Source organism: Acinetobacter sp. WCHAc060042 (assembly GCF_003231195.1).
Lineage (GTDB): Bacteria > Pseudomonadota > Gammaproteobacteria > Pseudomonadales > Moraxellaceae > Acinetobacter.
The window spans coordinates 80,382-104,947 of record NZ_QKVN01000005.1 but is presented as its reverse complement, the minus strand read 5'-3'; the positions used below and the strand labels follow the sequence as shown (position 1 = coordinate 104,947).

At 39.6% G+C, this 24,566-nt stretch carries 22 protein-coding genes, 1 tRNA gene and 1 pseudogene; 14 read left to right on the top strand and 10 right to left on the bottom strand.

Features of this window, described 5'->3' with window-relative positions:
• The first annotated feature begins 10 nt into the window (after positions 1-10).
• The 3 genes from DPG01_RS03730 to DPG01_RS03720 all read left to right on the top strand — a co-directional run bounded on the left by DPG01_RS03730 (position 11) and on the right by DPG01_RS03720 (position 3,450).
• A complete protein-coding gene (locus tag DPG01_RS03730; RefSeq protein WP_110974229.1) occupies positions 11-892 on the top strand; it encodes a pirin family protein in 882 nt (293 codons plus the stop codon).
• Positions 893-1,317: 425 nt separating this feature from the next.
• Positions 1,318-2,616: an FAD-dependent oxidoreductase gene (locus DPG01_RS03725; protein ID WP_213065990.1), complete on the top strand. Its 1,299-nt coding sequence runs from the start codon at positions 1,318-1,320 to the stop codon at positions 2,614-2,616.
• A gap of 3 nt (positions 2,617-2,619) precedes the next feature.
• Positions 2,620-3,450, top strand: a complete 831-nt coding sequence (locus DPG01_RS03720; protein ID WP_110974227.1) for an SAM-dependent methyltransferase — start codon at positions 2,620-2,622, stop codon at positions 3,448-3,450.
• 66 nt (positions 3,451-3,516) lie between these two features.
• On the opposite strand, the gene DPG01_RS03715 is transcribed toward DPG01_RS03720, so the two are convergent.
• The 8 genes from DPG01_RS03715 to moaA form a co-directional block, all read right to left on the bottom strand.
• A tRNA-Thr gene (locus DPG01_RS03715) sits at positions 3,517-3,592 on the bottom strand.
• 178 nt (positions 3,593-3,770) lie between these two features.
• The gene (locus tag DPG01_RS03710; RefSeq protein WP_004691623.1) at positions 3,771-3,998 is read right to left on the bottom strand and encodes a hypothetical protein; all 228 of its coding nucleotides are present in this window, start codon (positions 3,996-3,998) and stop codon (positions 3,771-3,773) included.
• Between the two features lie 519 nt (positions 3,999-4,517).
• The gene (locus tag DPG01_RS03705; protein WP_110974226.1) at positions 4,518-4,997 is read right to left on the bottom strand and encodes a molybdenum cofactor biosynthesis protein MoaE; all 480 of its coding nucleotides are present in this window, start codon (positions 4,995-4,997) and stop codon (positions 4,518-4,520) included.
• A gap of 1 nt (position 4,998) precedes the next feature.
• Positions 4,999-5,250 carry a MoaD/ThiS family protein gene (locus DPG01_RS03700; RefSeq protein ID WP_110974225.1) on the bottom strand — a complete coding sequence of 84 codons (252 nt, stop codon included), beginning with the start codon at positions 5,248-5,250 and terminating at the stop codon, positions 4,999-5,001.
• Between the two features lie 190 nt (positions 5,251-5,440).
• A complete protein-coding gene (mobA, locus tag DPG01_RS03695) occupies positions 5,441-6,046 on the bottom strand; it encodes a molybdenum cofactor guanylyltransferase (protein ID WP_110974224.1) in 606 nt (201 codons plus the stop codon).
• A gap of 151 nt (positions 6,047-6,197) precedes the next feature.
• Positions 6,198-7,415: a molybdopterin molybdotransferase MoeA gene (locus DPG01_RS03690; protein WP_110974223.1), complete on the bottom strand. Its 1,218-nt coding sequence runs from the start codon at positions 7,413-7,415 to the stop codon at positions 6,198-6,200.
• A complete protein-coding gene (gene moaCB / locus DPG01_RS03685; RefSeq protein ID WP_110974222.1) occupies positions 7,412-8,335 on the bottom strand; it encodes a bifunctional molybdenum cofactor biosynthesis protein MoaC/MoaB in 924 nt (307 codons plus the stop codon). The genes DPG01_RS03690 and moaCB overlap by 4 nt, the downstream gene beginning before the upstream one ends.
• A gap of 140 nt (positions 8,336-8,475) precedes the next feature.
• Positions 8,476-9,498, bottom strand: a complete 1,023-nt coding sequence (gene moaA / locus DPG01_RS03680) for a GTP 3',8-cyclase MoaA (RefSeq protein WP_110974221.1) — start codon at positions 9,496-9,498, stop codon at positions 8,476-8,478.
• A gap of 362 nt (positions 9,499-9,860) precedes the next feature.
• Here moaA and DPG01_RS03675 point away from each other — a divergent pair, with 362 nt between their 5' ends.
• The 6 genes from DPG01_RS03675 (at position 9,861) to DPG01_RS03650 (ending at position 16,271) form a co-directional block, all read left to right on the top strand.
• A complete protein-coding gene (locus tag DPG01_RS03675; protein ID WP_110974220.1) occupies positions 9,861-12,272 on the top strand; it encodes an FdhF/YdeP family oxidoreductase in 2,412 nt (803 codons plus the stop codon).
• A 90-nt stretch (positions 12,273-12,362) separates the two neighbouring features.
• Positions 12,363-13,163 (top strand): formate dehydrogenase accessory sulfurtransferase FdhD, encoded by an 801-nt coding sequence (fdhD, locus tag DPG01_RS03670; RefSeq protein ID WP_110974219.1) that lies wholly within the window; start codon positions 12,363-12,365, stop codon positions 13,161-13,163.
• A 410-nt stretch (positions 13,164-13,573) separates the two neighbouring features.
• A complete protein-coding gene (locus DPG01_RS03665; RefSeq protein ID WP_110974218.1) occupies positions 13,574-13,924 on the top strand; it encodes a winged helix-turn-helix domain-containing protein in 351 nt (116 codons plus the stop codon).
• A gap of 289 nt (positions 13,925-14,213) precedes the next feature.
• Positions 14,214-14,957, top strand: a complete 744-nt coding sequence (modA, locus tag DPG01_RS03660; protein WP_414632453.1) for a molybdate ABC transporter substrate-binding protein — start codon at positions 14,214-14,216, stop codon at positions 14,955-14,957.
• On the top strand, positions 14,957-15,649 hold the full coding sequence (modB, locus tag DPG01_RS03655) for a molybdate ABC transporter permease subunit (protein ID WP_110974216.1): 693 nt from the start codon (positions 14,957-14,959) through the stop codon (positions 15,647-15,649). The genes modA and modB overlap by 1 nt, the downstream gene beginning before the upstream one ends.
• 4 nt (positions 15,650-15,653) lie before the next feature.
• Positions 15,654-16,271: an ATP-binding cassette domain-containing protein gene (locus DPG01_RS03650; RefSeq protein ID WP_110974215.1), complete on the top strand. Its 618-nt coding sequence runs from the start codon at positions 15,654-15,656 to the stop codon at positions 16,269-16,271.
• Between the two features lie 47 nt (positions 16,272-16,318).
• On the opposite strand, the gene DPG01_RS03645 is transcribed toward DPG01_RS03650, so the two are convergent.
• On the bottom strand, positions 16,319-16,732 hold the full coding sequence (locus tag DPG01_RS03645) for a DUF962 domain-containing protein (RefSeq protein ID WP_110974214.1): 414 nt from the start codon (positions 16,730-16,732) through the stop codon (positions 16,319-16,321).
• Between the two features lie 67 nt (positions 16,733-16,799).
• Between DPG01_RS03645 and DPG01_RS03640 the strand changes: the two genes are divergently transcribed.
• The 5 genes and pseudogenes from DPG01_RS03640 (at position 16,800) to DPG01_RS03620 (ending at position 23,699) form a co-directional block, all read left to right on the top strand.
• Complete coding sequence (locus DPG01_RS03640; protein ID WP_110974213.1) at positions 16,800-17,651, top strand: helix-turn-helix transcriptional regulator; 852 nt, start codon at positions 16,800-16,802, stop codon at positions 17,649-17,651.
• Positions 17,652-17,806: 155 nt separating this feature from the next.
• Positions 17,807-18,583 (top strand): class II aldolase/adducin family protein, encoded by a 777-nt coding sequence (locus tag DPG01_RS03635; RefSeq protein ID WP_086209111.1) that lies wholly within the window; start codon positions 17,807-17,809, stop codon positions 18,581-18,583.
• A 634-nt stretch (positions 18,584-19,217) separates the two neighbouring features.
• A pseudogene (locus tag DPG01_RS03630) lies at positions 19,218-19,665 on the top strand (tyrosine-type recombinase/integrase); the annotation flags it as partial.
• A gap of 254 nt (positions 19,666-19,919) precedes the next feature.
• Entirely contained in the window at positions 19,920-22,370 is a 2,451-nt protein-coding gene (locus tag DPG01_RS03625; RefSeq protein WP_110974212.1) for a hypothetical protein, read from the top strand.
• Between the two features lie 459 nt (positions 22,371-22,829).
• The gene (locus DPG01_RS03620) at positions 22,830-23,699 is read left to right on the top strand and encodes a YagK/YfjJ domain-containing protein (RefSeq protein WP_110974211.1); all 870 of its coding nucleotides are present in this window, start codon (positions 22,830-22,832) and stop codon (positions 23,697-23,699) included.
• Positions 23,700-23,754: 55 nt separating this feature from the next.
• Here the strand turns inward: DPG01_RS03620 and DPG01_RS03615 are convergent, their stop codons facing one another.
• Complete coding sequence (locus tag DPG01_RS03615) at positions 23,755-24,501, bottom strand: hypothetical protein (protein WP_110974210.1); 747 nt, start codon at positions 24,499-24,501, stop codon at positions 23,755-23,757.
• Between the last annotated feature and the right edge of the window lie 65 nt (positions 24,502-24,566).

Below are 24,566 nucleotides of genomic sequence, written 5' to 3'. Positions count from 1 at the left end.
GAGTTCCAAGATGAAAAAAGTAATAGGTGTATATCGCAATCAAAACATGCATTGGGTCGGTGACGGTTTTCCAGTTAAAAACCTGTTTTCATACGACCGTTTAGGCCAAGCCATTAGTCCGTTCTTACTGTTGGACTATGCTGCACCATACAAATTTGATCCGACTACGACTCAACGTGGTGTGGGTTCACATCCACACCGTGGTTTTGAAACCGTTACTATTGCATATAGTGGCGAAGTCACACATAAAGACTCGAGTGGTGGTGGCGGTACGATTAACACAGGTGATGTACAGTGGATGACCGCAGGTGCAGGTGTGGTGCATGAAGAGTTTCATTCACCTGCCTTTGCTGAACATGGTGGTCTGTTTGAAATGGTGCAACTTTGGGTGAATTTGCCAGCCAAAGATAAAATGACTACGCCACGTTACCAAGCTTTGACTGTTGCGGAAATTCCACGGATTGAAATGGATGATAATGCAGGACATATCCGTGTTATTGCAGGTGAGTTTGGCGGTCATCATGGTCCAGCGCAAACTTTCAGCCCAGTCAATGTATGGGATGGAGAACTCAAAGCAGACTACGAAACTTTTGTGCATGTTCCTGTGACTCATAACACCATTGTGGTTGTGCTCAGTGGCGAAGTGCTGATTAATGGCACACAAAAAGTGGTGGATAGTTCAATTGTGATGTTCGCTCAAGATGGCGAAGCTGCAATCCAGTTTCAAGCACTCACAGACACTAAATTTTTGGTGTTGACGGGTGAGCCACTCAACGAGCCTATCCAAGGTTATGGTCCGTTTGTGATGAATAGCAAAGAGGAAATAGTACAGGCTTTTGATGATTTTAATCGTGGAAAGTTTGGTGAAATTCCAGTTGCTGTGGTGGACTAAGCACTGACTGTCTAAAAGAAGAAATCCCTACTCGGTCAAGAGTAGGGATTTTTTATGCGCTGTATCTTTCTAGTTTTAGCTCGTTTTGCATAGTTACCTATGCAATATTATGTGATGTAGTTATCATTTTTATGTGGGGCGTATCTTAGCGTCTTTTGCGGATGTTGTAAAACATCTATTTTAAAAATAGTTAATTTATATCTATTGTTTTTAAACAACTTAAATTTTAATTTGGAACAAGATTCAGAAAAGCATAAATTTGTTTACATGCTTCTTTTTAGTGTAATGAAATGTAATTTCAGCTGATTGTGTATTTTAGACAAGGTGCATGAAAAGATGTGATTCTGGTATTTTTTAATAGCCCTATTTTTTCGACATTGGGTCATAATTTCAGTCAATATAAGTCAGATTGACGGATCATAATTTTGGATATTGCAGTTATTGGTAGCGGCATGGCTGGTCTTGCTACCGCAAGAATTCTGAAGGATGCAGGGCATAATATTACTATTTTCGAAGCGCTGACTGGGCGTGGTATGGATAGCCACAGTACAGAGTTTGAAGGTGGTTTGATTGATGCTCCCTTACGTGTCATGAACCCGCACTTATGGAAAAATACCTTGAGTCTTGCGACTTATTTGGGCATTAAAACCTATCCTGTGCGTACCTATATGGCATGTAGTTGGCTGTTTGAAGATCGTACTGAAACGTGGTTAACCACGACGCGAAGTCGCATCGGCAATTTTCCAATTATTAATAATCGCAAAGGTCTCCAACAGTATGGATGGCGTTTGGTTAAAGGCATGTTGCAACTTAAAACTGCGATTGCTAAGTTCTTCAAATCTAAAGATCAAGACATGACTTTGGCTGAGTTTATTAATCAGCATGAGATTGAAGAAGTATTTTGGCATGGTGCAGTTATGCCAGTGCTTTATACCATTTGTACCTGCAATCCAAAAACCATTGGTGAATGGCCTGCCAAACCATTGTTGATCTTTTTACGTCAATTGACCGATGGCGATGCTTTACTACGTCTACAAGGCGGAACCCCAGCTTTGGTGGATAAGTTGATTGAAAATATCAATATTCAAAGTGGCTCGGCCATTACCAAAGTTACAGAACAAGCTGAAAAGGTTTTGGTAGAAAATAACAAGGGCGAACAGCAATTATTTGATCGTGTGGTGGTTGCAACCCCAACGACCAAAATTGAAGAATTTTTAGATTCTGCACAATTTGTCGATGATATTGCGTTGTTAAGACAATTCCGTTTTGAGCAAGGTCAACTGGTCATTCATACCGATTCTTCTGTGATGCCGCCAAAGCGTAAAGATTGGTCAGTGCTCAGTTATATGATGGATCGTAAGTTTACCCGTCAACAGTTCACAGTCTGGCTTAACTCAGTAGAACCAAGTCTGGTCGGTAAAAATGCGGTGTTCCAAACGTGGCAGCCCGTGACGGAGATTGATCAGAAAAAAGTGATTTCAACCGTAACCTTAACTCGCGCCGTGGTGGATTCAAAAACCGTCGCGCTGAATAAAGAATTACAACAGCGTCATAAAATGGCAAACCGAAAAGTCTTTTTCTGTGGTTCATGGTCGTGTGATGGTTTACCAATTTTAGAATCAGCAGTGACCTCTGCAATGCATATTGCAGAAATTTTTGGTGCACCATTGCCGTTTGTAGGATTAAAACCTAAAGTTGAGGTTGCCCCACAACTCGGCTACTAAAGCATGAAATGGCTCCAAACTTTACAGCAATATTTTCCAAAGCATAAGTATGCAATTGATGCCAAACAATTGGGAGATCACGCTGTACTGGCTTGGAGCAATCTCGGCTATTGGGAGGATGGTCAATCATCTTACCCTGAGGCTGGCCAAGCTTTGGCCATGCGCCTTGCAGATCGGTTACAGCTAGATGCCAATGATCGGGTTTTGGATTTGGGCTGTGGGCAGGGGGCGAGCCTACTGCTGTGGCGACAGCATTACCATGTTCAGCAACTTTGCGCGGTTGAATTACAAGTCGAATGTGTGCAGCGCATACGACACACTTTAAATTCAAATATACAGATCATCCAAAATTCTTTTTTAAATTTAAATTCAAAGACATTCTCTAGACCTTTTGATGTGGTGCTGTGTCTGGATGCTGCTTATCACTGTGATTTAAATTTATTCCTGCGATCCACCCATTCTATTTTAAATTCAAACGGTCGGATTGGATTTCATTATCTGATGCTAAGCGATGCATTTTTGAATTTAAATCGTTTTGAGAGGCTTCAACTGAAAATGCTGTTAAACGCTGCGGACGTTCATTTAGGTCATCTTCAATTAGAAGCAGACTTGATGCACAGCATTCAAGCACAGGGTTATCAGCAGATTGAAATTGAGGATATATCTGGTGCAGTATTCTCAGGTTTTTCAAATTATTATCATGAGCACTTGGTGCAAAATGTAGTTAAAAACTTGGATGATTTGAAAATTCAAATGACAGCTAAACTTTGCCAAAAATTATTTGAACAGGGCATCGTGCGCTATGCTCAAATTACAGCAATTAAAGATATTTAAAACGAAATAAAAACCTAAAGGCTAGAAACAACAAAGCCTCACTAAAAAGCGAGGCTAAGTATAAAATGGTGCCGGCACACGGATTCGAACTGTGGACCTACTGATTACAAGTCAGTTGCTCTACCAACTGAGCTATGCCGGCAACGTGGAAAGAATAATAGCGGATTTTGTTGAAAACGCAAGCCAAAAAGTGAGCGATTGAAATACACATCATCTTTTGTACAAACTTCACCCACCATCGGGTGGGTGAACGTTCAGAATAAAGCAGTAAGCTAGAATGAAACTGTTTTTTTAAAAAGCGTTAAGTGAGTACATGGAACTTATTTGCTCCTTAAAATTTGATCGAGGTCTTGGGCACATTCTTCCAACGTAAAAGCCATATCGAGTTGCATTTGAGGTTTGAGTTCATTGGCCAGCGTTCTCCATTGTTCAATCAGACGAATTGCTTTTTGAATTTTGTGTTTGTTGACATCCTTTGCAAGGGTTGGGGTATAACCGCCTCGTTTAGCGTTTTTAATTTGTTTGACATAATTGGTGCTGTTATTCATTCCGACTCCCGAATAGCAGTTTTATTGGTCAATTTCGTGTTTCGCTAGTTTTATACCGCAAATTCATTGTGCTTGATGAACATTGCATCTAGATGATAAGTGATGATTTATTTTTAACCTCCCTGCTTATTTGTTTTAGCCCAACTTTCAGTTAGGTTCAAGCATTTATTCTTTAATGAATCTTTATTTTTGTGGTGAAATTTCTCCTAATGGCTAAAGCTTGTGTTTCATAAAGCAGACTTTATGCCAAGTTGAATGTGCAACTTATATCTGCATAAAAAGAGCCTTAACCTGAATGAAGAGCGTCACACTTGTGCTAAAAGACGAGGAGTGAAATGAGCAGAAATGCAAAAGGAATGTATAGATTGAAAGGGATGAGTTGGAATTCAGTTTATTCTTTGTATGTGGATTAGGGTTTTAAATCTCTATGGATAGGGGCTGAGCACCATTTTTTGAATGTTGTGTAGTGCTCAGTGTTTTATGATGTGATACTCAGTGTCGCGTTCATCCTATGCAGGATTAATGATGGTGATGATGGTGTCCGTGCTTATGTTCATGCTCATCATAATCTTGTCGTATACAGCAGCCTGCAACATATTGGCTGCTTCCATCTGTATAGAATTCTTCTTTCCACACGGGCACTTCGTGTTTAACACGTTCAACGGCTTCTTCACAGGCTTGAAATGCTTCTCTGCGATGGGGAGCATAAGCAATCGCAATAATTGCTTTATCTCCAATATCTAACTTGCCAATACGGTGCACAACGCGAACATAGTGCAGACCATATTTTTCTTGTATTTCCTGTTCAATGGCTCGAATCATCTTCTCTGCAACAGGAGCATAGGCGGTATATTTTAAAGCCTGAACCGCTCGCCCTTCATGATGATTGCGGACGGTTCCGATAAAAATCCCAGTTCCACCACATTCAGGAAAAGCCTGAATTGTATCAAAATGATTTAAATCAAGAGCTGTGTCTTGAATACGTGGAAACACAAGCATATTAGCCTCCTGCGACTGGCGAAAGTAAAACCAAAGTACAGTCTTGAGTCAAGACTGTTTGACGAGGAATAATGTCTTCACCTATAGCACAGGCACAGCGTTCTACCATGTCAGCCGCAGATGGATAGTGTGTTTTAATTTGGTTTAATACATCCGTAACTAAACTGTTTGATGCACAGTTCAAGTTTAGATCAGCAGGCAGGTGTTTTTCGATGGCACCGTAAGCTTCGATTTTAATATGAATGTCCTGCATGATGAGTTCCGTTTAATGGGTTCAAAACAATTTGTGATTCAGTCGTTTTCAATAGGTCTGGATGCACTTTAGCACTATTCAATTCGCTCCTCAAAATCTCAAAGGTCATTGTCTTCAGATGGATTCATATTCGACTTTTTGCTTCAAATTTGCTATTTCAGAATGACCGCCTGAATTGAGTCACTCAGCGTCATTTTATGCCAGCTTTCTGGTAGGCCTGCACTTCTTCAAACGAATTTAAGCTATGAAAAGTTGAATGTTGATTTTGAATATTTACTCTTTGAGGGCATAGATTTGCAAAACATTGTTTTAAGCTAAGCTGTTGGCGCTCTAAATGCTGATTGAATGTGTCGAGACTGCTGCGTTTCAATAAACAAAAAGGATAAAGTGCTTGCCCATTGAACGCGACGTAAGCAACGGAAGATAAAGGATGGTGTTTGAGTGCTTGATGCAGCTGAAGCAGGATGTCTTGTGGAATTTCGGTAATGTCGCATGGAACACATAAAATATAATCAGATTGAACATATGACCATGCACTTTTCATGCCGACTAAGGGGCCTAAGAAACCATCTGTATCATCTTTGAAATAGCGAATATCAGGAATTAACGCCAGATAGTTGGCATAGTCACAATGGCTATTGATCCAAACTTCCTGAACTTTGTCCTGAAAAGCTTTATATATTTTTAACAGTTGAATGTCGTGATCAAAGCATTGCAGGAGCTTGTTGACGCCATTCATACGTGTGGCTTGTCCACCAGCTAAGATGATCAAAGCTGTCGCTGGGTAAGGTTGCATTGCATGTACCTGATTTTCAAAATGAGAGAGTCTCTCTCATTTTGAAATCTTTTGTGCTGCGATGATGTGCAATCAAAGTTAAAGCTTTGATTGTCATTATGCATCGGCAGCATTGTTATTGTTGGTTAGAGATAAAGACCATCAATCGACCTCATATCGAAATAAAATCAACATAGTCCATTGAAACGGGAGCATTGGTCTGGGCAGGAATTCGAACAATCACATTGGCCTGATTCAAATTGCTCAACATGTGTGATTGTTGCTTTCCGAGTTTGGCAACCGTCAATTGTCCATGTTCGTTCACATTTAACACCATACGTAACAACTGCTCGCGACTGTCTTGTTTAACGCTATCAGTGAAACGTGCTTTTTTCCATACAGGAGCAGGGGAGTTTATCCCTTGCAGTGCCGCCAATACTGTAGAAACATGTACGGCAAGGCAGGTCAGTACCGCCGCAGGATTGCCTGGTAAACCAATTAAGTAAGAGATATGGTTATCTGCTTGATATTCAGCAAAATATAATGGTTTTCCTGGTTTTTGTGCCACCTGCCAAAAGATTTCTTTTGCCCCTAAGGCCATAGAAACAGGACGAATCAGGTCATAATCCCCAACAGAAACGCCACCTGTGGTAATAACCAGATCATAACCATTCATTGCATTGGAAAGCGATTGAGAGAGTAGACTCTCATCATCAATCACATGTTCTAAATGCACATCTGTTAAACCTTGCTCGTTAAGCCATGCCAAGATCATTGGGGCATTGGCATCAAAAACTTTAGATTCATTATCCAATTGGCTACTGACTTCATCCCCTGTAATCAGAACGGCAATTTTGGGTTGGCAGTAAACCTGTACATCCTGAACACCCGCCATACTGAGTGCAGCAATTAGGCCATTGCCTAAGCGTTGCCCTTTTTGTGCAAGCTGAGTTCCAATACTCAGTTCTTCGCCTTGGTAACGAATATCTGCACCTTTTTCTAAAGCTTGATTTAAAACAGCGAGATTATGGCTACGGGTGATAATTTCTTGTCGTGCTACGGTATCTGCTGAATGGGGGAGTTTGCCTCCAGTAAAAATACGAACAGTTTGTCCTGATTGTATTTCAATGTGCTCTGCAACACCTGCCCGAATTTCTCCAATGACCTCAAAACTTGTGCTCCCTACAAGCAAGTCCTCAGAGCGAAGAGCGTAACCATCGACTGCGCTTTGGGTAAAGAGTGGCAGGGCAACCGTTGATTCTACATCTGCGGCTAAAACATGCCGATGCGCCTGTGCTAAAGGTAAAGTCACGCAAGGTAGTGTTTTGACTGAACGATAATGCGCAAGGGCTTGATCAAGGGTAATTAAACCGACACCTGAACAACTCATTCATAACCTCCCGGATGAGGTAGATCACGGCAAACATCAAAAATATGAACCAATGCAGGTAGAATCGCAGCCATGGATTCACTGGCACCACCACGACTTCCCGGCAATGTGATGACCAATGAGCGGTCAATAAAACCTGCAACACCTCGAGACATTGCTGCATAAGGAGTGCGTTTTTGACCAAAAGCCCTTGCAGCTTCCATGAGTCCATTGAGCTCACGTTCTAGCAAAGGTTGTAAGGTATCGACCGTAATATCTCTTTTGCCAATTCCAGTTCCACCTACAGTAATCACGCAGGCATAGGATTGGGTCAGCTCTAAGACCAAATCTTTTAGCTGAGCTGCTTCGTCAGGTAAAACTTGATAATGAATAGGATCGAAACCTGCTTCGGTTAATGTATCTACGACTGAACGACCTGCTGTATCAGGTTTACGGCCTGCTGCAACTGTATCTGATAGTACCAAAACTGCTGCCGAGACTGGCTGGCGTAAATGGCGTTTGAAGTGTGATTTTCCACCTTTTTTCAGGTCTAATTTGCACTGTTGGATAATCAACTCATGTGGTTCACAATGCGGTTTAAGCATGTCATAAATGGTCAATCCAGCAAGACTGGCAGCAGTGAGTGCTTCCATTTCTACACCTGTGGGTCCAATGGTTTCAACTGTTGCTCGAATCACGACACGATCGGTCAAAAGCTCAAAGTCGACATCAGCACGGTAAATGGGTAGGGGGTGACATAGTGGAATCAGTTCATCGGTGCGTTTTGCCGCTAAAATGCCAGCAATGCGTGCAGTTTTCAGCGCATCGCCTTTTTCAGTATTGCCATCGGCAAGAAGTTGTAAACAATGTGCTGGAGCAAGTAACTCAGCACTTGCTGTTGCCACTCGGTAGCTTTCTGGCTTCATGCCAACATTTTTCATAAAATATTCCGAAACATTAAGGAACCGACAGGCAGTTCAGCAGTTTGATCAGTAGACAACGTTTATGACGTATTTAGATAACACAAAAATAAATGCGGATATAGTCGAATGACTGTCGAACTCAAAATTAATCAACTTATTTAACCACCTATGGCATGCATACTGATTTTGCGTGTTGGAGCCTGTTGATGTTCGATAAAGCCGGCTTTTTTATGCCATACCGCATTCAAAATATGAGTTTGCAATAAAGAAAGATCTGGTTGTTGAAGTAAATGCCGTAGCGGAGTGCCTGTATTGGCAAATAAACAGCTAAAAAGTTCACCTGTCGCAGTCAATCTCAAACGATCACAACTCTGACAAAAAGGTTTGCTGATGGTGGAAATGATGCCTAGTTTATAATGCCCATTGAGTAAATAAAGCGTTGCAGGGTCATGTTGTCTGGCTTGTATTTCAACTTGAAAATGAGATCTAAGTTTTTGAATAATTTCATCTTCAGTAATCACCTTTTCTGCACGCCAGTGATCGGGTTGGTCTAAAGGCATATATTCAATAAAACGTAATTCAAATTTTTGTTGGTAGGCCCATTGGGTGAGTTCGACAATCTCATGATCATTCTTTCCTGCCACCAAGACACAGTTGAGTTTGATTGGGATACCTGCTTGTTGCGCCGCAGAAATTCCCCTTAACACAGGCTCAAGTGGGCGCTGGGTCATGTCTTTAAACGTATCTGGATGGATGCTGTCGAGGCTGATGTTGAGATCATCTAAACCAGCTTGTTTTAGCCCTTGAGCATATTTTTGAAGATAAAAAGCATTGGTAGTCATAGAAATACGTTGTAGACCATGGGCTTTGAGGTGATTTAAATCATGAACAAAATTGACAATACCTTGGCGCATTAACGGTTCGCCACCTGTAAGGCGAATGTGTCGAATACCCAGACGCACCATAACCGCACAAAATTGTAAAAGCTCTTCAAAATTCAAGATATCTTTTTTAGCCAACCACTCTGGGGTGTCTGGCATGCAATAACTACAACGAAAATTACAACGATCGGTCAGTGAAATTCTGAGTTTATGTTTATGACGGCCGAACTGATCGACCAACTGTGACAGTCTGCTCATGCCAAGAGCGGGTGTTACTGTTGTTGTAGTCGAACCATCCATAGTTACTCCACGGGTATAAACACACCTTTGGGTTGTGATCAGAAGAGTATGAAATGTTTTATTTTAAATATCAAACAAACGATAGAGTGAATTAAATTTATCCTTATTTTCAATAGCTTGAGTGGTTTGATTTAAATGGAGCTACATGTGAGAGAGGGTGTTTGTAATAAATAGAGTGTTGAAATTTAATCCTAAAAGGGGGATATTTTTTATCAAAAGTGTTGTTCAGGGTTGTGCCACACAAGTCAAAGAGTTTTTAAAAGTGCAGGAAAACGGCATCAATAGATAACACGTCCAAGCAATTCGCAAATGATATGAGCAAGTCATTTTTATAGTTTAGAAAATGGATAGAGGACGGTCAGATGGAAAATGTTCAAAACAAAAAGCATGACGATGAGCAGACGAATTATGCACGAATAGAGCCGTATAACAATCCTGCGGGTGGCTGGGGAGCGCTATTAAGTGTAGCCAGAAATTTAAAACGACAAGAGGTCTTCAAAAAAGGCGCCATTACACTTCTCAATATTAACCAACCGACAGGCTTTGACTGTCCCGGCTGTGCGTGGCCTGAAAAGAAAGATGCACATGCCTTTAACTTTTGTGAAAATGGGGCGAAGGCGGTTGCTTTTGAAGCCACATCCAAGCGTGTTACGCCTGATTTTTTTGCCACGCATACGGTCAGTTGGCTTTCAGAACAAAGTGATTTTTTCCTTGAAGATTCAGGTCGTCTAACTGACCCAATGCGTTATGACCCTGTTTCTGACAAATATATTCCAATTTCTTGGGATGAAGCTTTTGCCCTGATTGCAAAACATCTACATGCTTTAGACAACCCAGATCAAGCAGCGTTTTATACTTCGGGTCGTGCCAGTAATGAAGCCGCGTTCCTGTATCAGCTCTTTGTTCGTGCTTATGGAACCAATAATTTCCCCGACTGTTCGAACATGTGCCATGAAACCACCAGTGTTGGCTTATTGCACTCGATCGGACTCGGTAAGGGCACTGTCACATTGGAAGACTTTGATATCGCCGATGCGATTTTTAGCTTTGGACATAATCCGGGCACCAACCATCCGCGTATGCTCGGGACTTTACGTGAAGTGTCGCGACGTGGTGGCAATATTGTGGCCATTAACCCCTTAAAAGAACGCGGTTTAGAACGTTTCCAAGACCCTCAAGCGCCTGTTGAAATGATGACCAATGGCAGTACACCCATTAGTCGTTATTATTTCCAACCTAAAGTGGGAGGTGATTATGCGCTCATGTTCGGGATGTTGAAACATTTACGTGAGTGGGACATTCAAGCACTGGCAGTTGGCAAGAAGAGTGTTTTTGACCGATCTTTTATCGAAATGAATACGGTCGGTTTTGATGCCATGATGGCAGAAGTAGATCGAACGCCATGGGCCGATATTCATGCACACACGGGACTTAGTCCTGAACATTTAGAATCTTTAGCTAAAATGTATTTGGATGCGAAAACGGCCATTTTCTGTTGGGGTATGGGGATTACCCAGCATCGACATGGAACGGCCAATGTTCACATGCTTGCAAACCTAATGTTAGCAAGAGGGCATATTGGTCGATCTGGCGCAGGTCTAGCACCGATTCGTGGTCACAGTAATGTGCAAGGTGACCGAACTATGGGGATTAATGAATTACCCAGCACAAAATTACTCGACAATATTGATCGTGTTTTTGGGATTAAATCCCCACGTCATCATGGTTTTGGTGTGGTGGATACGATTAAGGCCATGTATGAAGGGGCGGTCAAAGTTTTTATTGGTTTAGGGGGAAATTTTGCTGTTGCAACACCAGATACACCCTATACCGAAGCAGGTTTGCGCCGTTGTAATTTAACGGTACAGATTGCTACCAAGCTCAATCGTAGTCATTTGGTCTGTGGTAAAGAGGCATTACTTCTACCTTGTCTGGGTCGTACCGAAATTGATATGCAACTGCATGGCGCGCAGGCCGTGAGTGTGGAAGATTCAATGAGTAATGTGCATCTATCTGCAGGGCGTAATGAACCTGCGTCCGAGAATCTTCTTTCAGAGCCTGACATTGTGGCGCGTATGGCAGCAGCCGTCTTGCCAGAGAGTGATATCAAGTGGCAATGGTATGTAGAAAGTTATGACCGTATTCGAGATTCGATTGAAGATGTCTTTGATGAATTCCACGATTTTAATGCTCGGGTCTATCAGCCGGGTGGTTTTCACTTAGAGCATCCTGCCAATCAGCATGTGTGGAATACGCCTGTTGGTAAGGCACAGTTTTTAATTACGCCACTGGCTGAAGTGTATGCCGATAAAGAGAATAAATACGCTGAACAATATACAGGAGCTAAAGTCTATACCTTGATGACCACGCGTTCTCATGACCAATACAACACCACCTTGTATGGACTCGATGACCGTTATCGTGGGGTATTTGGTCAGCGTCGTGTATTGTTTATGAATACTGATGATATTGCAGAAGCAGGTTTTATGGCCGACCAATGGGTGGATATTGAAAGTATCTACTCCGATGGGATTAAACGTGTGGTACAGAGCTTTCGCATCGTGCCATATAACATTCCACGAGGCAGTTTGGCGGCCTATTACCCAGAAACAAACCCACTGGTGGCACTCAGTAGCCATGATAAGTATGCCAAGATTCCTGCCTCGAAAAGTGTGCCTGTGATTTTACATGCTGGCCATGCACCTGAGCATTTTAATTTGGCACAAGAGGTTGATCCTGAGCACGCTAATGAAATTATGAATCGAGTGGGTTAGACCATAGCCAATGGAATGGCACTTATTTTATATGCTGTCATTTCAATCTTTTAAATGAAGTGCTTTGCAATATGGAAGATAAAAAACAGCATGGATATTGAGACAAAAATGTTGAATTCACAAGGGTATGAAACCGTTGAGATCCAGCGTTTAAATGAAAATAAAGCAGTAGAACAGTCGGATTTTGTGGTGCAAGAGTATCCTATTGCATTGGTTTATAACGGTATTTCTCATGCGGTGATGATGGCAACACCAGCAGATGTTGAAGTGTTTGCGAAAGGATTTAGTTTGTCAGAAGGTATTTTGAGTAGTTTAAAAGAATTATATACACTGGATGTTCAAGATACCCAGTTTGGGATTCAGGTCGAGATGGATATTTCTACTCGCGCCTTTATGATGCTGAAACAACATCGACGCATGATGGTGGGGCGAACAGGCTGTGGACTCTGCGGTATTGAAAGTTTGCAACAGCTACATTTGAATCTGCCAAAAATTACCACTGTCGTTTCAGATGTATGGCTGACGCAAATTCCTTATGCAATTTCACAACTGAATATTCGCCAAAAAATTACCCAAATGACGGGTGGGGCACATGCGGCGGCATGGGTTGAGGCGGGGGAAATTGTGGCGCTATTTGAGGATGTCGGACGGCACAATGCTTTAGATAAGTTACTGGGATATATGGCGCAAAATCATCATGACGTGCGTCAGGGTTTTGTGGTCATGACCAGTCGGGCAAGTTATGAACTCATTCGTAAATGTGCTCAACTCAATATTGGTTTATTGGCGTGTATTTCAGCACCGACCTCAATGGCCATAGAAATGGCTAAAAGATCTGGGTTGCAGTTGGCAAGTTTTTGTCGTGGGGATGGTTTTGTTTTATATACTTAAGCTGAATCTGAGAGAAAATACCTTACAGAGGCTATGCGGAGGCATTCGCTACACTGTTTGAGGTTGAGTCATATTGTATATATTTTTTTAAATAATATTAAAGGCTTATTGGTATTTGTCGAGTTGGTGGTTGCTCAGTATTTTTGCGCTTGGATGATCTCTAACTTATCCCGAAAGCCTCGTGTGCTAAAAATCACACAGGTCGAATTGAAACGTGATTGAAATTTATTTCAAACCCAGGGCAAGATGACGTAAGTTAGCCTTATATCAAGATTTATTTCGAACAGACCTTAACTTTATGTTGTAAAGTTAACTTTTATAGAAAACAAAATGGTTTGTCTTTAAGTTAGATTTATTTTTTAAATCATAGCTATTTGTTTCAATGACTTATTTTTATTTGAGTGACAGTGATGCATGATGCCAAATTAAAATTACAGCTTAGAATTTTATGGGATGAAGAAATTGCCATAGGCCCAGGCAAGGCTCAACTTTTAGAAGCAATTCAACGTACAGGTTCAATTTCACAAGCCGCAAAAAGTATGAATATGAGCTATCGCCGTGCATGGCAGTTGGTTGAAACCATGAATCATAGTTTTCAACAAGTCTTAGTGGAAACTCAAAAAGGAGGAACACATGGTGGTGGAGCTCATGTTACCAATTTTGGTGAAGCTATTTTAAGCCAATACAGACAGATGGAACAAAACGCACGTCATGTCATTGAGTATGACTTTCAAGCGATTGCCCAATTTCTTAAACAATAGTGGATAACATCCAACAATAATCTTTAGACAGCTGAATGCTTTTAACATGCAGCCGTCTAAAGATTATGAAGGTCAGATTGAATACAAGACCCTTTGTCTGATCTATCCGCTTATAAGCGTAATACTTATCACGTGATTAGAACCCTAACCATCTCGTTTGAATGATAAATAATCGTTGTCTGGAATTGACGTTGCATATATATCCATATATTTTTAAAAACATATCGGTCATTTTGTAATGTAAAAGGGGAAGATGGTGCTGCTAAACTTTAAGAAGAAAAGTATTCAAATGCTATTATGTTGTGGGCTTATTGTTGGTGTGCAAGCACACGCAGAGCAAGCCATTACTGTTTATGCTGCAGCCAGCTTAACCAATGCAATGACAGATTTAGATGCATTATTTGAAAAACAGAAGAACATCCAAGTCAAAACTTCTTATGCAGGATCGTCGACTTTAGCAAAACAAATTGAGGCGGGTGCACCAGCAGATGTATTTGTTTCTGCTGATGAACAATGGATGAATTATTTACAAAATAAAAAGCTCATTGAGCCAAATAAACGAGTGAATTTACTGGGTAATCGACTGGTTTTGATTTCACCTAAATCGAAACCTGTAAAAATTAAAATGGATAAAAGTTTTGATCCATCTACCGCATTTCAAGGCAAACTCTGTACAGGCGATACCAAAAGCGTCCCTGTGGGAAAATATGGCAAACAAGCACTGACATCGCTGGGCTGGTGGTCGAAACTGGAACCTCGTTTGGTTGAAACTGAAGATGTCAGAGCCGCACTTAACTTTGTGGCACGGGGTGAATGTCAGCTTGGGATTGTTTATGCGACAGATGCCGCGATCAGTAAAGATGTGACGGTCGTTGGCGTATTTCCGATCAATACCCATACTCCAATTATCTATCCTTTAGGCTTAGTCAAAAACAACCCAAACGCTGTAGCTTTTTATCAATTCTTACAAACGAAGCAGGCAAATGTAGTGTTTAAAAAGTATGGCTTTACTGTTTTATCGCCAGCGAAGTGATGATGCTTGCCTTATCCACTGAAGAAATTGAAGTACTCAAACTTTCCTGTCAGGTTGCTGCCACCTGTCTGGCCTTTAGCCTGATCCCTGCATTAGCGGTGGGTTGGGTGTTGGCACGTAAAGAATTTTTTGGTAAATCTTTATTTGAAACCTTGATTTTTTTGCCACTGGTTTTACCACCTGTTGTTCCAGGCTATTTACTTCTACAAGTCTTTGGAAGTAATGGTATTTTGGGGAGGTATCTGGAACCGCTTGGATTGAATTTTGCATTTAACTGGAAAGGCGCAGTTTTGGCTTCAGCCGTGATGGGCTTTCCACTCTTGGTTCAGTCGATTCGTTTGGCCATTGAACTGGTGGATCAACGTTTGGAAATGGCGGCCAAAACGTTAGGCGCTTCATCCTTCGGCACATTCTTTTATGTTACGTTGCCTCTGGCCAGTAGTGGGATATTGGTGGGGGCTATTTTGTGTTTTTGTCGCAGTCTGGGTGAGTTTGGTGCAACCATTACCTTTGTGGGCAATATTGCTGGAGAAACGCGAACTTTACCTTTAGCCATGTATAGTTTAATGCAACAACCTGATACCGAACCTGCGGTGTGGCGGCTGATTATATTGTCATTAACTGTGGCTTTTCTTGCTTTGTGGTTTGCCCAATGGTTTCATCGTTATCAGAAAAATAAGCGAGGGCATTAAGGCCATGATTGATTGTCATATTCGGCTCAATTTAGGCAAATTTGAACTCGAGCAAAGCTTTAAGTCCGAACAGAATGTAGTGGGTTTATTTGGAGCTTCAGGTTCAGGCAAAACCAGTATTTTGCATGCAATTGCAGGTTTAAATACACCAGTAAGTGGTTGGATTAAAATCAAAAATCAGACATGGTTTGATGCAGAATGTAAGATCAACTTGAAGCCACAGCAACGCCGTGTCGGTTTGGTGTTTCAGGATGCGCAATTATTTCCGCATATGAACGTCATGCAGAATTTATTGTTTGGTTATAAACGTATACAGCCTGACAGTCGACGCTTTGACCCAGATTATATTGTTGAATTACTTAAACTCAATCATTTGCTGAGTCGTATGCCAACCAAGTTATCGGGAGGGGAAAAGCAACGGGTAGCCTTAGGTCGAGCACTATTATATTCACCTAATTTATTGTTATTAGATGAGCCTTTATCTGCACTGGATGCAGCCCATAAACAAGAAATTATTCCTTTTTTTCAGAAAGCTCAGCAGGAAACTGCAATTCCAATGCTCTATGTTAGCCATGACATGGGCGAAATTAAACAACTTACCCAACAAGTTTGGCTGTTGTAGCATTGATGCAACGGCCTGATTAAGATAGGGGACCGTTGCGATTTGACTTACCAATCTACGCGTTTGAGTAATATGTCTTTATACATTTTAAAGTCACAGACTAAGCTAAAGAATGGCTGTTTAAACGTGGCTGGTTTATTATGTTCAAAAAAGAAATGGCCGATCCACGCAAAACCATAGCCGACAACAGGCAGAGCCCACAGGACTTTTGGATTTTTAGTCATCGTTGCGATGGCAACAACTCCAATCACGCACGTTGTTCCAACAAAGTGTAAACGTCGGCAAGTGGAATCTGCATGCTGTGAAAGGTAGAAAGGATAGAATTCTTTGAGGGTTTTATAACTCCCATCACTTCCAATCATTTGTACAGTAGGGCTCTGAACCCGAGTTGCAGAAAGCTCGGCGCTGTTCACGAGATCTTGTGTATTATTTTTAACTTGGGTTTGGGTATTATGTAACATTTGCTCTTCCTTTAGTATTTACAAGATGTATTTTTAAATAGCTTAGTGCGCATGGTCTTGAATGAATATGCTATTTCTAAGGAAGGAGTCGAGTGTAGTGTCGCAAAACCAAAGTCAAGTTTATGCTTGGGACGGGTGTATTTTGTATGTGACCCGCGAACACTTAAATAATGCCCATGCCCATTTTCCTGCGTTATTGCAAATTGGTCTAGGCACACCGTTTGCGATTACTTTGGGTCAACACGTTAGAAGTTATCACGATATTGTCGTTATGGCGCCGAATGTAAATCACAGCACCGACTCAGAAAACCAGCCTTATCTTGCTCTTCTGATTGACCCAGATCATGCGTTGTATCGTTACTTACATCCCTTGTTAAATGGGGAATCTTTTCGCTCTTTGCCTGCATCAAGTCTTGCGTCTTTCCATCCTCAGTTTCAGCAACTCATCGCAGGTCAGTTCAGTTTCGATCAGGCCAAACAGTTGGTTTTGGATATATTGTCTTGCTTAAATCCAAACACGTTACTGAGTTTGCCTTGGGATGTTCGAGTGTTACAGAGCTGCCGCTATATTCAACAATGTGTTCCACAGCAGCACCCCACAGTGGCTGAAGTCGCTGCTCATGTAGGGTTATCTGAATCGAGGTTGATGCATTTATTTAGCCAGCAGTTGGGAATTTCGATGCGACGCTACATTCTATGGCTACGTATTCGCTATGCCATAAAGTTTTGGGCGGCAGGAAAGAGCTTAATTGAGATTGCATTGGGAGCGGGTTTTTCCGATCAGGCGCATTATACGCGAACCCTGCGTAGCATGGTCGATTTTGCCCCGTCTATGCTAAAAGCAAAGACCATTCTTGTGAGTGATGCAATTTCAAATGAGGGAAAAACAAACTTGAGCAAGCATTTTATCACCCCTTGAAATAGCAGAATCATTCAAGACTTATAAGTGTGTATTAGAAACAATGCTTTTGTTTGGCGTTGATGGTCTGGAGGGATTAACAGTTTGGCACGGCTAAACTTTTCTTTGAGAGCGTCATACCAACATCATGGATAGATCAACATAGAGATATAAAAATGACAAATTTAAATGCGATAAAAAGTATAAAAGATGTTGTATCTGAAAAAGAGTGGGATGCGCGTTGTCAGCTTGCAGCGCTGTACCGCTTAATTGCACATTTTCGTATGACCGATTTAATTGATACTCATATTAGTTTACGCGTACCCGATGCAGACGGACATTTTCTGATTAATCAATATGGTATTCCTTTTGAGAAAATGACAGCTTCACATTTGGTGAAAATTGATTATGCAGGCCATACTGTTGCTGATTATGATCAGGGAAAATTAGTCAATACAGCAGGCTTTGTAATTCACTCTGCTATTCATGATGCGCGACAAGATGTGCACTGTGTGATTCATACTCACACTGCAGATGGTATAGCTGTGTCTGCACAAAAGCAGGGCTTATTGCCTCTATCACAGCATGCGTTAAAGTTTTATAAAAAAGTAAGCTATCACGAATATGAAGGTGTGGCGTTATTAACCGAAGAACGTGAACGTCTGGTTAAAGACTTAGGGCAAAATCGAGTCATGATTTTAAGAAATCATGGTTTGTTATCGACTGGTGATTCGGTTCAACGTGCTTTCCATGAAATTTACTTTCTTGAACGTGCTTGCCAAGCTCAGATTAAGGCGATGGTGGGTGGTGTGGAACTGCATCTTCCTTCTGAAACCGTGTGTCAGCACACGGCCCAACAGTTTGAAAGTGAAATGATTGAAATGGTGATGCTGAAAGCATGGAATGCAGCTCTGTCGCTGATTGAACATCAGCGAGATGACTATTGCGTATAAGTCAGTTTTGACTCTAATGCATGATTTGATTTATTTGTACTTTGGATGTGATGAGATAATCATCATCAATTCATTGCTTTAGGGTGTTTTTGTTCAATTGATCAGCTATTTTTAGCGATGGGTGATATACGACTTAAAGCTGTTTTTATTCTAACAGTCTGTATTTGAAAATAGTTGTTCTTATACTTCATTGAGTTATTGTCTTATTCGCTATTTCTTGTCATAAAAAGATATTTTGTATTTTAGTTTAAATTGGGTTTTCTTATTCATATTCCTCAATAGCTACAGGATTTCAATAGATGTTGTTAGATATGATTAGACATAAAAAAGGCTTAAACTATTGCAGTTTAAGCCTTTTAAGATCTTATGGGACTACATAAGAATTGAATTTGGCGAAAGAGGGAGTCATCTTTTTATATTAAGCATATGATAATTAATTGAAATAAAAAATTATATTTTTATTTTACCCCCAATTTTACCCCCAGTTAGATCGAGGTGGTGGTGTTCTTTTAAGTCCATGGAACCATAGAACAATTATAAGGTTATTTTCACATACATTTTTCAAAATGACATGTTAATAGTAGTCCACTAAATGATTCTCAGATGTACTGTGTCGTTATACTGATAGGTGTTTAGTGAGTTACTACAAACACACTGGGAAAAAATGATCTGGAAGGACGTAAGTGGGATATTCGCTGAAGAATGGATGAAGAACCGTCTTCCGTATCGTGTACCGTTGACGGACATGATGATTACTGAGTTAAAGGCTTTGAGACTTACTCATAATCAGGAACTGCTATTTCCACATCGTTTAAACAATAGAGAACCGATGCGTAGCGAGTCTATTTTGGCTGTGATCAAACGTTCGGGCTATGTCGGTCGGATGATCACACATGGTTTTAGATCTCTATTCAGTACAGTCGTAAACGAATCAAATTTATTTAATCCCGATGCCATTGAAAGGCAGCTTGCTCATGTGCCTCAAAATAGAATTCGCTCGGCATATAACCGAGCGCAATATTGGGATGAGCGGGGGAGATTGATGGAGTGGTATGAGGGGAGTGAAAGATTGGCTGAATTAAATGACTAGAAAAATCACAAAAACCACGCTAAAAAGCGTGGTTTTTTTTCATCGTTATAGCTGAAACCTGAGTACGTAAAATGTCCTAATAGTTCTTAAATAGGGGGGTAAAATTTTATAATCTAGGGTTTAAAAGTATGTAAATAGGGTATAACAGTTTTTATTTTAATTAGATGGGGGAAGGGAAGCTTGAAAAATAAGGGTTATAAGTGTTAATTTTTAACTATTATCTAAAAATACTAGAATATTTTAGTCATGAATGAATCAAATTTTCAATTTTTTAAGGAGCTTCCTGAAATTGGGCAATTAGAAAAACTGAGCGATAAAGAAATTTTTGGATTTTTGAAACGTTACTATACGGATAGCTATCGGCGTTCAATTACTCAAAATAGGAAAATTCATAAAGGCATATTTCGGGAATCTATCGAAACTTTAGAAAGACTGTATGAGCGTTTGGAGTTAGTTGAAGAATTCATTGGTTATGACAAAGTAGATTGGGAGGATGCTTGCTTTTCAGAAACCGAGACGAAAAAAAAGCAGATAGTTGAGTTTTATAATGGTTTAGTAGTAGACGTTGAACTTATGAAGCTAGCAACTCGATATTACAAGTTGCCAGAAAAAATTCATGCCTTCATTAATTTTTTAGATAAAGAAAGATTGTGTATCTTCAGAAGTGAAATTCAATCTGAAAAGTGGAAGATTGAAGACTTTCCGCATGAGGATGCCTTTGAAGCGATTGATCAATATAAGCAGTATTTAAGAGAGCAAAAAAACTACAAATTTAATTTCGATCAAGATAAAGGCGATGAAATTGCGCGTGAAATTTTGGATGTACTACATGGCGCTAAGAAAATTAGACAAGCGCTTGTGTTGGTAAAATTTCATGTACAAGATTTCTCTGATAAGGAGATTAAAAATCTAACTCAAACTAGTCAAGTAGATCATAGATTAGCTACAACTTCGGTCGAAAGAAAAACACACTTGTTAGTAGATGAGTTAAATGATCTTGAGCTAGGAACCCATTTACCTTGGTTATCTATCCTTAAAAAAGGTGAGATAGAGCTGAATGGTGAAGTTCGATTAATGTTTGGATTTATTCTAGACAGTTCAACACATCAAATAGACACCAACCAAATCAAGGAGTCATTACATCGTGAGTTAGATAAATTTTTTTATGGTAGTAAGATTGCTGCTTTTGTTCGGTCGGAAATTATTGCTATTGATCAAATTCTCGATCACTTAGGTGTAAAAGAAATAAAAGAATTCAAACTCCCTAATCGAAAAAAATTAGCTCTCATGTTGAAGTGGTTTGTGGGATTGTTTTATGGAATGGGAAAGATTATTAGTCCTGATAATCACACTGCCGAGAGTCAATTAGTTGATACGCCTATACGTCTAATTACAAGAAAAGCTGATGGTCGTTTAAAAGATCGAAATGATAAGAGAAAGTCAAAAAGACAAGAAAAAGATGATCTAGAGAAAAAACTATATGATTTTAATTCAATCTGGGATGATGCCAGTTTAGTTAAACGTGCTCCAGAATATGCGAAGTCTATCCACAAATTTTACGAGATGCTGAAATATTTTGATGAGTTAGATGCACAGAAAATAAAACTATTGCAAAGGGTTAATTTGTTCCTGGCTTATTTGGAGCATACATATATTGACAGTTTATCAACTTCTCTATCGATCAACCAAAATCCCTCTAAATGGCCCTGTGCAGCTAGGATGTATTTAGCCTTATTAGATAACGGAATTGATATTAATTTTTCTGAATGGGCATCTAATTGGACTCTCTACAATACTTTTTCGCTTCCGGTAAGTTTAAATAATTCATCATTAACGTATGACTTACATGATATAAATCTGGCGGAAGTAACAAATCTAATAGCGCCAGAGCTAAAGGTAATCAAACAGCGCCATATCTCAATTCCCCGAAGCAGATTAGCTTATATGGAAATGCTAGTGCAAAAAAACACGAGATCAGCGCAGTGTTATTTAGAGACAAGTTTCAAAGAGAACACGATTTTATTACGCTTTAAAATTGATAATAGCCAGAGTCGATTAGATATCAATACCTTGAAGACAATTGTTACTCAATTTTTTAAGAAAGCGAAACGTGCACCCAAGAGTATAGGGGCATATTTAGACGCTTATATCGGATATTTTGTCTTTAAACATGGCAGCTATTCTATTGACTGTACAGCTATTTGTTACCTTCGTTCGGACGTTGTTCCTGATGAGGTAAATTTAAAATTTAAGGATTATTGGGGGAAATTTACTAAGAGGTATACTGCTAAGCAAAAAGATACCCCAGAACTCCCGGACTTGAGAGTAATTCCTAGTTTGTGGTTTAAGGAAGGCGGATCTCAGTATTTTGTTGTAAATAAAAGAGACAAGCTTATTCCACAGCTGATAAATGATCTTGTGTATTTCTATACTGCGTATGAATATTTCAATAAATATAAAAGTACAAGCCATCGCAATCAAAAAAGACCAGAGCTATTTTTGAGGGGTAGAATTAAAGAAGCTATACCTAAAAAAACGGATGAAAAGAATACTCCACAAGATGAAGTGAGTGCGCCTGAAAATGAAAAAAGCGTAAATGCAATCAATGAAAATTCATCTCAAGAGGGGGCGGATAAGCAGGCTGATTTTTATGAGAGAAGAGCAGAAAGATTAGCACGGTTAATACTACCTCTATAGTAATTTAATCTGATAAATTCCTGATATCACGCCTGCTTTTAGGCAAAAAAGTCATCGTTTCACAGTCTGATGAGAAAACCTGTATACGAACTAGGAATATCTCTGCGAAATACTATTCAGGTAAATTTCTGCGTTTGTCTTCCTAAATACTCACCGCATAACTTTTTTTATCCAAAGATATCAGTAGTGGATTAATAATTAATAGATTTAGTAAATTTGATCATTGAAGCCTACTCAATTAGGTGAGTATCACAATGAGAACTTGCAAACTATAGCTAACGGTTTGCAGGTTATTAATATTATTAAATATATTTAATATACCCATATAACCTAACTAGATATATAAGCTAAACACTAGAGTACTCATAGGGTTGAATACCTAAGTAGATTCTATCTAAGAATTATATTCATACAGTTTAACCCTCTCATATGGAGCTATTTCCAGATTGAGTATTAAACATGAGTAAATCAATTAATGAATCTAAACTGACAATGCAATTAGAAGTAACAACTCAATTGTGGATTAGAGCAGAGAATGAACCACAAGATTTCTATGAGGAGATGGCAGAACTGTTAATTGATTTTAACCAAATTTATAACCGTGATTATGAGTACTTTGGTTATATCAATGCATGGTGTGATCTATTGAGTCGTTTTGTACGATCTAAAATGAATGTGGATAGAGTACTTAAAAATATTCAGCGCAAATCATTTTTATGTTATCAGGAATATTTTAAGTCATATACATCCAAACATTTAGAAGCACTTAAACGGCACAAAGAGAATGAGACTCGTAACAGGATTTCATTTAGGAAAAGAGCACTTAACGCTGTACAAAAGTATTCCAAAACGGAAGTGATACGTGTAAATCTTGGATATATCAAAATGTATCATCACTTGGTGAATATACAATCTGTGTACGATGATGTTGCTCAATTTAGAAAAGCGATTAGTACACGTAAAAAGCCATTTCATGACTTAATCATTTATTCATTGGCTATAGAGCAAGGTGCTGATAAGGGTTATCACATTCATGTTGCTTTGTTCTTTAATGGTCACAAGAGACAAAGTGGTTGGGGAATAGCTAAGGATGTTGGTGAGGTTTGGAAAAGTATCACTGGTGAGAAGGGGTGCTTCCATAATGGTCATGATCCTGAGACATTGCAGAGCTATGAAGAAAGGGGGACGTTAGGTATTGGACGCATACATCGTGATAACGAAACTGAAGTGTCAAATATGTTGGATACCGTAGATTATTTAACGCGCCCAAATAAAGAAGCTCAGCACTTACGTGTGAAGATCAGTTCAAAGATGCGTACATTTCAATAAAGGGAAGTTTAAAAGAAAAGGCTCAAATCATATTGTTTGGGCCTTTTAAAGCAGGTTAAGGTTTGAAAGTCCATACACCTTGATCTGTATTAATTTCAACTTCTAAAATATCTCTAGGGTTGCAATACAGTGTAAAGGTTCTTGCACCAGAAAAACTAAGTGGTAAATTTAAGACCTGATTTGGCTCTATTTTATTAACTCTACAATTACCTCTGTTTACTTTCACACCTGTAATTGTCACAGCATCAACAGTAGCTTGGACTTTTAAATTAGACATGTGATCCCAGCTTTCATTCGGGAGGAAGTTGATTTTGATAGGTGATTCGGTCGGAATTTGCTGTGTTTGAAATTGAGGTAATTGTTCAAGATTAGTAGTTAATTCGCCTATACAGCTATTTGAGAGTGTGACACCTGGTTCTATAGCATCAGGAGACAAAGTAACTTCTTCACTTTCACAATTAAAGCTATGACCTGTACTTAAGTTTGAAAGAGTTACATCCCAATTAAAAATTTCAGTATTGTTGTCTTTAATAGAATCAACATGTTTTAAATTCTTAATTTCAATAGTATAGGGATTTGGTGTTCCATACATTTCTTGAACTTGTTGATTAATCCAATCTTGTAGTGCAATGGGCCCCTTAGATTCAATATCAGCTTTCATATCGTTGAGGCGGCTATCCTGATCTGTCGCAGCAACATCTTCTACATTGGGTTTTTCGGACTCAATCCCCTTATTGCTTTTACTACATGCTGTAGTGAGTAGAAGACTACTTATTAATAATAATGTTAAGTTTAACTTCATGGTGCTCTCAGTTTTTATTGGTTAAGTATATTGATTTTTAAGATAAAAATTTCTTATATAATATT

Bases quoted from the DNA above. Each gene is read 5' to 3' on its own strand.
- DPG01_RS03730 (WP_110974229.1), top strand. From the start codon at position 11: ATGAAAAAAGTAATAGGTGTATATCGCAATCAAAACATGCATTGGGTC.
- DPG01_RS03720 (WP_110974227.1), top strand. From the start codon at position 2,620: ATGAAATGGCTCCAAACTTTACAGCAATATTTTCCAAAGCATAAGTAT.
- DPG01_RS03710 (WP_004691623.1), bottom strand. From the start codon at position 3,998: ATGAATAACAGCACCAATTATGTCAAACAAATTAAAAACGCTAAACGA.
- DPG01_RS03705 (WP_110974226.1), bottom strand. From the start codon at position 4,997: ATGCTTGTGTTTCCACGTATTCAAGACACAGCTCTTGATTTAAATCAT.
- DPG01_RS03700 (WP_110974225.1), bottom strand. From the start codon at position 5,250: ATGCAGGACATTCATATTAAAATCGAAGCTTACGGTGCCATCGAAAAA.
- mobA (WP_110974224.1), bottom strand. From the start codon at position 6,046: ATGCAACCTTACCCAGCGACAGCTTTGATCATCTTAGCTGGTGGACAA.
- DPG01_RS03690 (WP_110974223.1), bottom strand. From the start codon at position 7,415: ATGAGTTGTTCAGGTGTCGGTTTAATTACCCTTGATCAAGCCCTTGCG.
- moaCB (WP_110974222.1), bottom strand. From the start codon at position 8,335: ATGAAAAATGTTGGCATGAAGCCAGAAAGCTACCGAGTGGCAACAGCA.
- moaA (WP_110974221.1), bottom strand. From the start codon at position 9,498: ATGGATGGTTCGACTACAACAACAGTAACACCCGCTCTTGGCATGAGC.
- DPG01_RS03675 (WP_110974220.1), top strand. From the start codon at position 9,861: ATGGAAAATGTTCAAAACAAAAAGCATGACGATGAGCAGACGAATTAT.
- fdhD (WP_110974219.1), top strand. From the start codon at position 12,363: ATGGATATTGAGACAAAAATGTTGAATTCACAAGGGTATGAAACCGTT.
- DPG01_RS03665 (WP_110974218.1), top strand. From the start codon at position 13,574: ATGCATGATGCCAAATTAAAATTACAGCTTAGAATTTTATGGGATGAA.
- modA (WP_414632453.1), top strand. From the start codon at position 14,214: ATGCTATTATGTTGTGGGCTTATTGTTGGTGTGCAAGCACACGCAGAG.
- modB (WP_110974216.1), top strand. From the start codon at position 14,957: ATGATGCTTGCCTTATCCACTGAAGAAATTGAAGTACTCAAACTTTCC.
- DPG01_RS03650 (WP_110974215.1), top strand. From the start codon at position 15,654: ATGATTGATTGTCATATTCGGCTCAATTTAGGCAAATTTGAACTCGAG.
- DPG01_RS03645 (WP_110974214.1), bottom strand. From the start codon at position 16,732: ATGTTACATAATACCCAAACCCAAGTTAAAAATAATACACAAGATCTC.
- DPG01_RS03640 (WP_110974213.1), top strand. From the start codon at position 16,800: ATGCTATTTCTAAGGAAGGAGTCGAGTGTAGTGTCGCAAAACCAAAGT.
- DPG01_RS03635 (WP_086209111.1), top strand. From the start codon at position 17,807: ATGACAAATTTAAATGCGATAAAAAGTATAAAAGATGTTGTATCTGAA.
- DPG01_RS03625 (WP_110974212.1), top strand. From the start codon at position 19,920: ATGAATGAATCAAATTTTCAATTTTTTAAGGAGCTTCCTGAAATTGGG.
- DPG01_RS03620 (WP_110974211.1), top strand. From the start codon at position 22,830: ATGAGTAAATCAATTAATGAATCTAAACTGACAATGCAATTAGAAGTA.
- DPG01_RS03615 (WP_110974210.1), bottom strand. From the start codon at position 24,501: ATGAAGTTAAACTTAACATTATTATTAATAAGTAGTCTTCTACTCACT.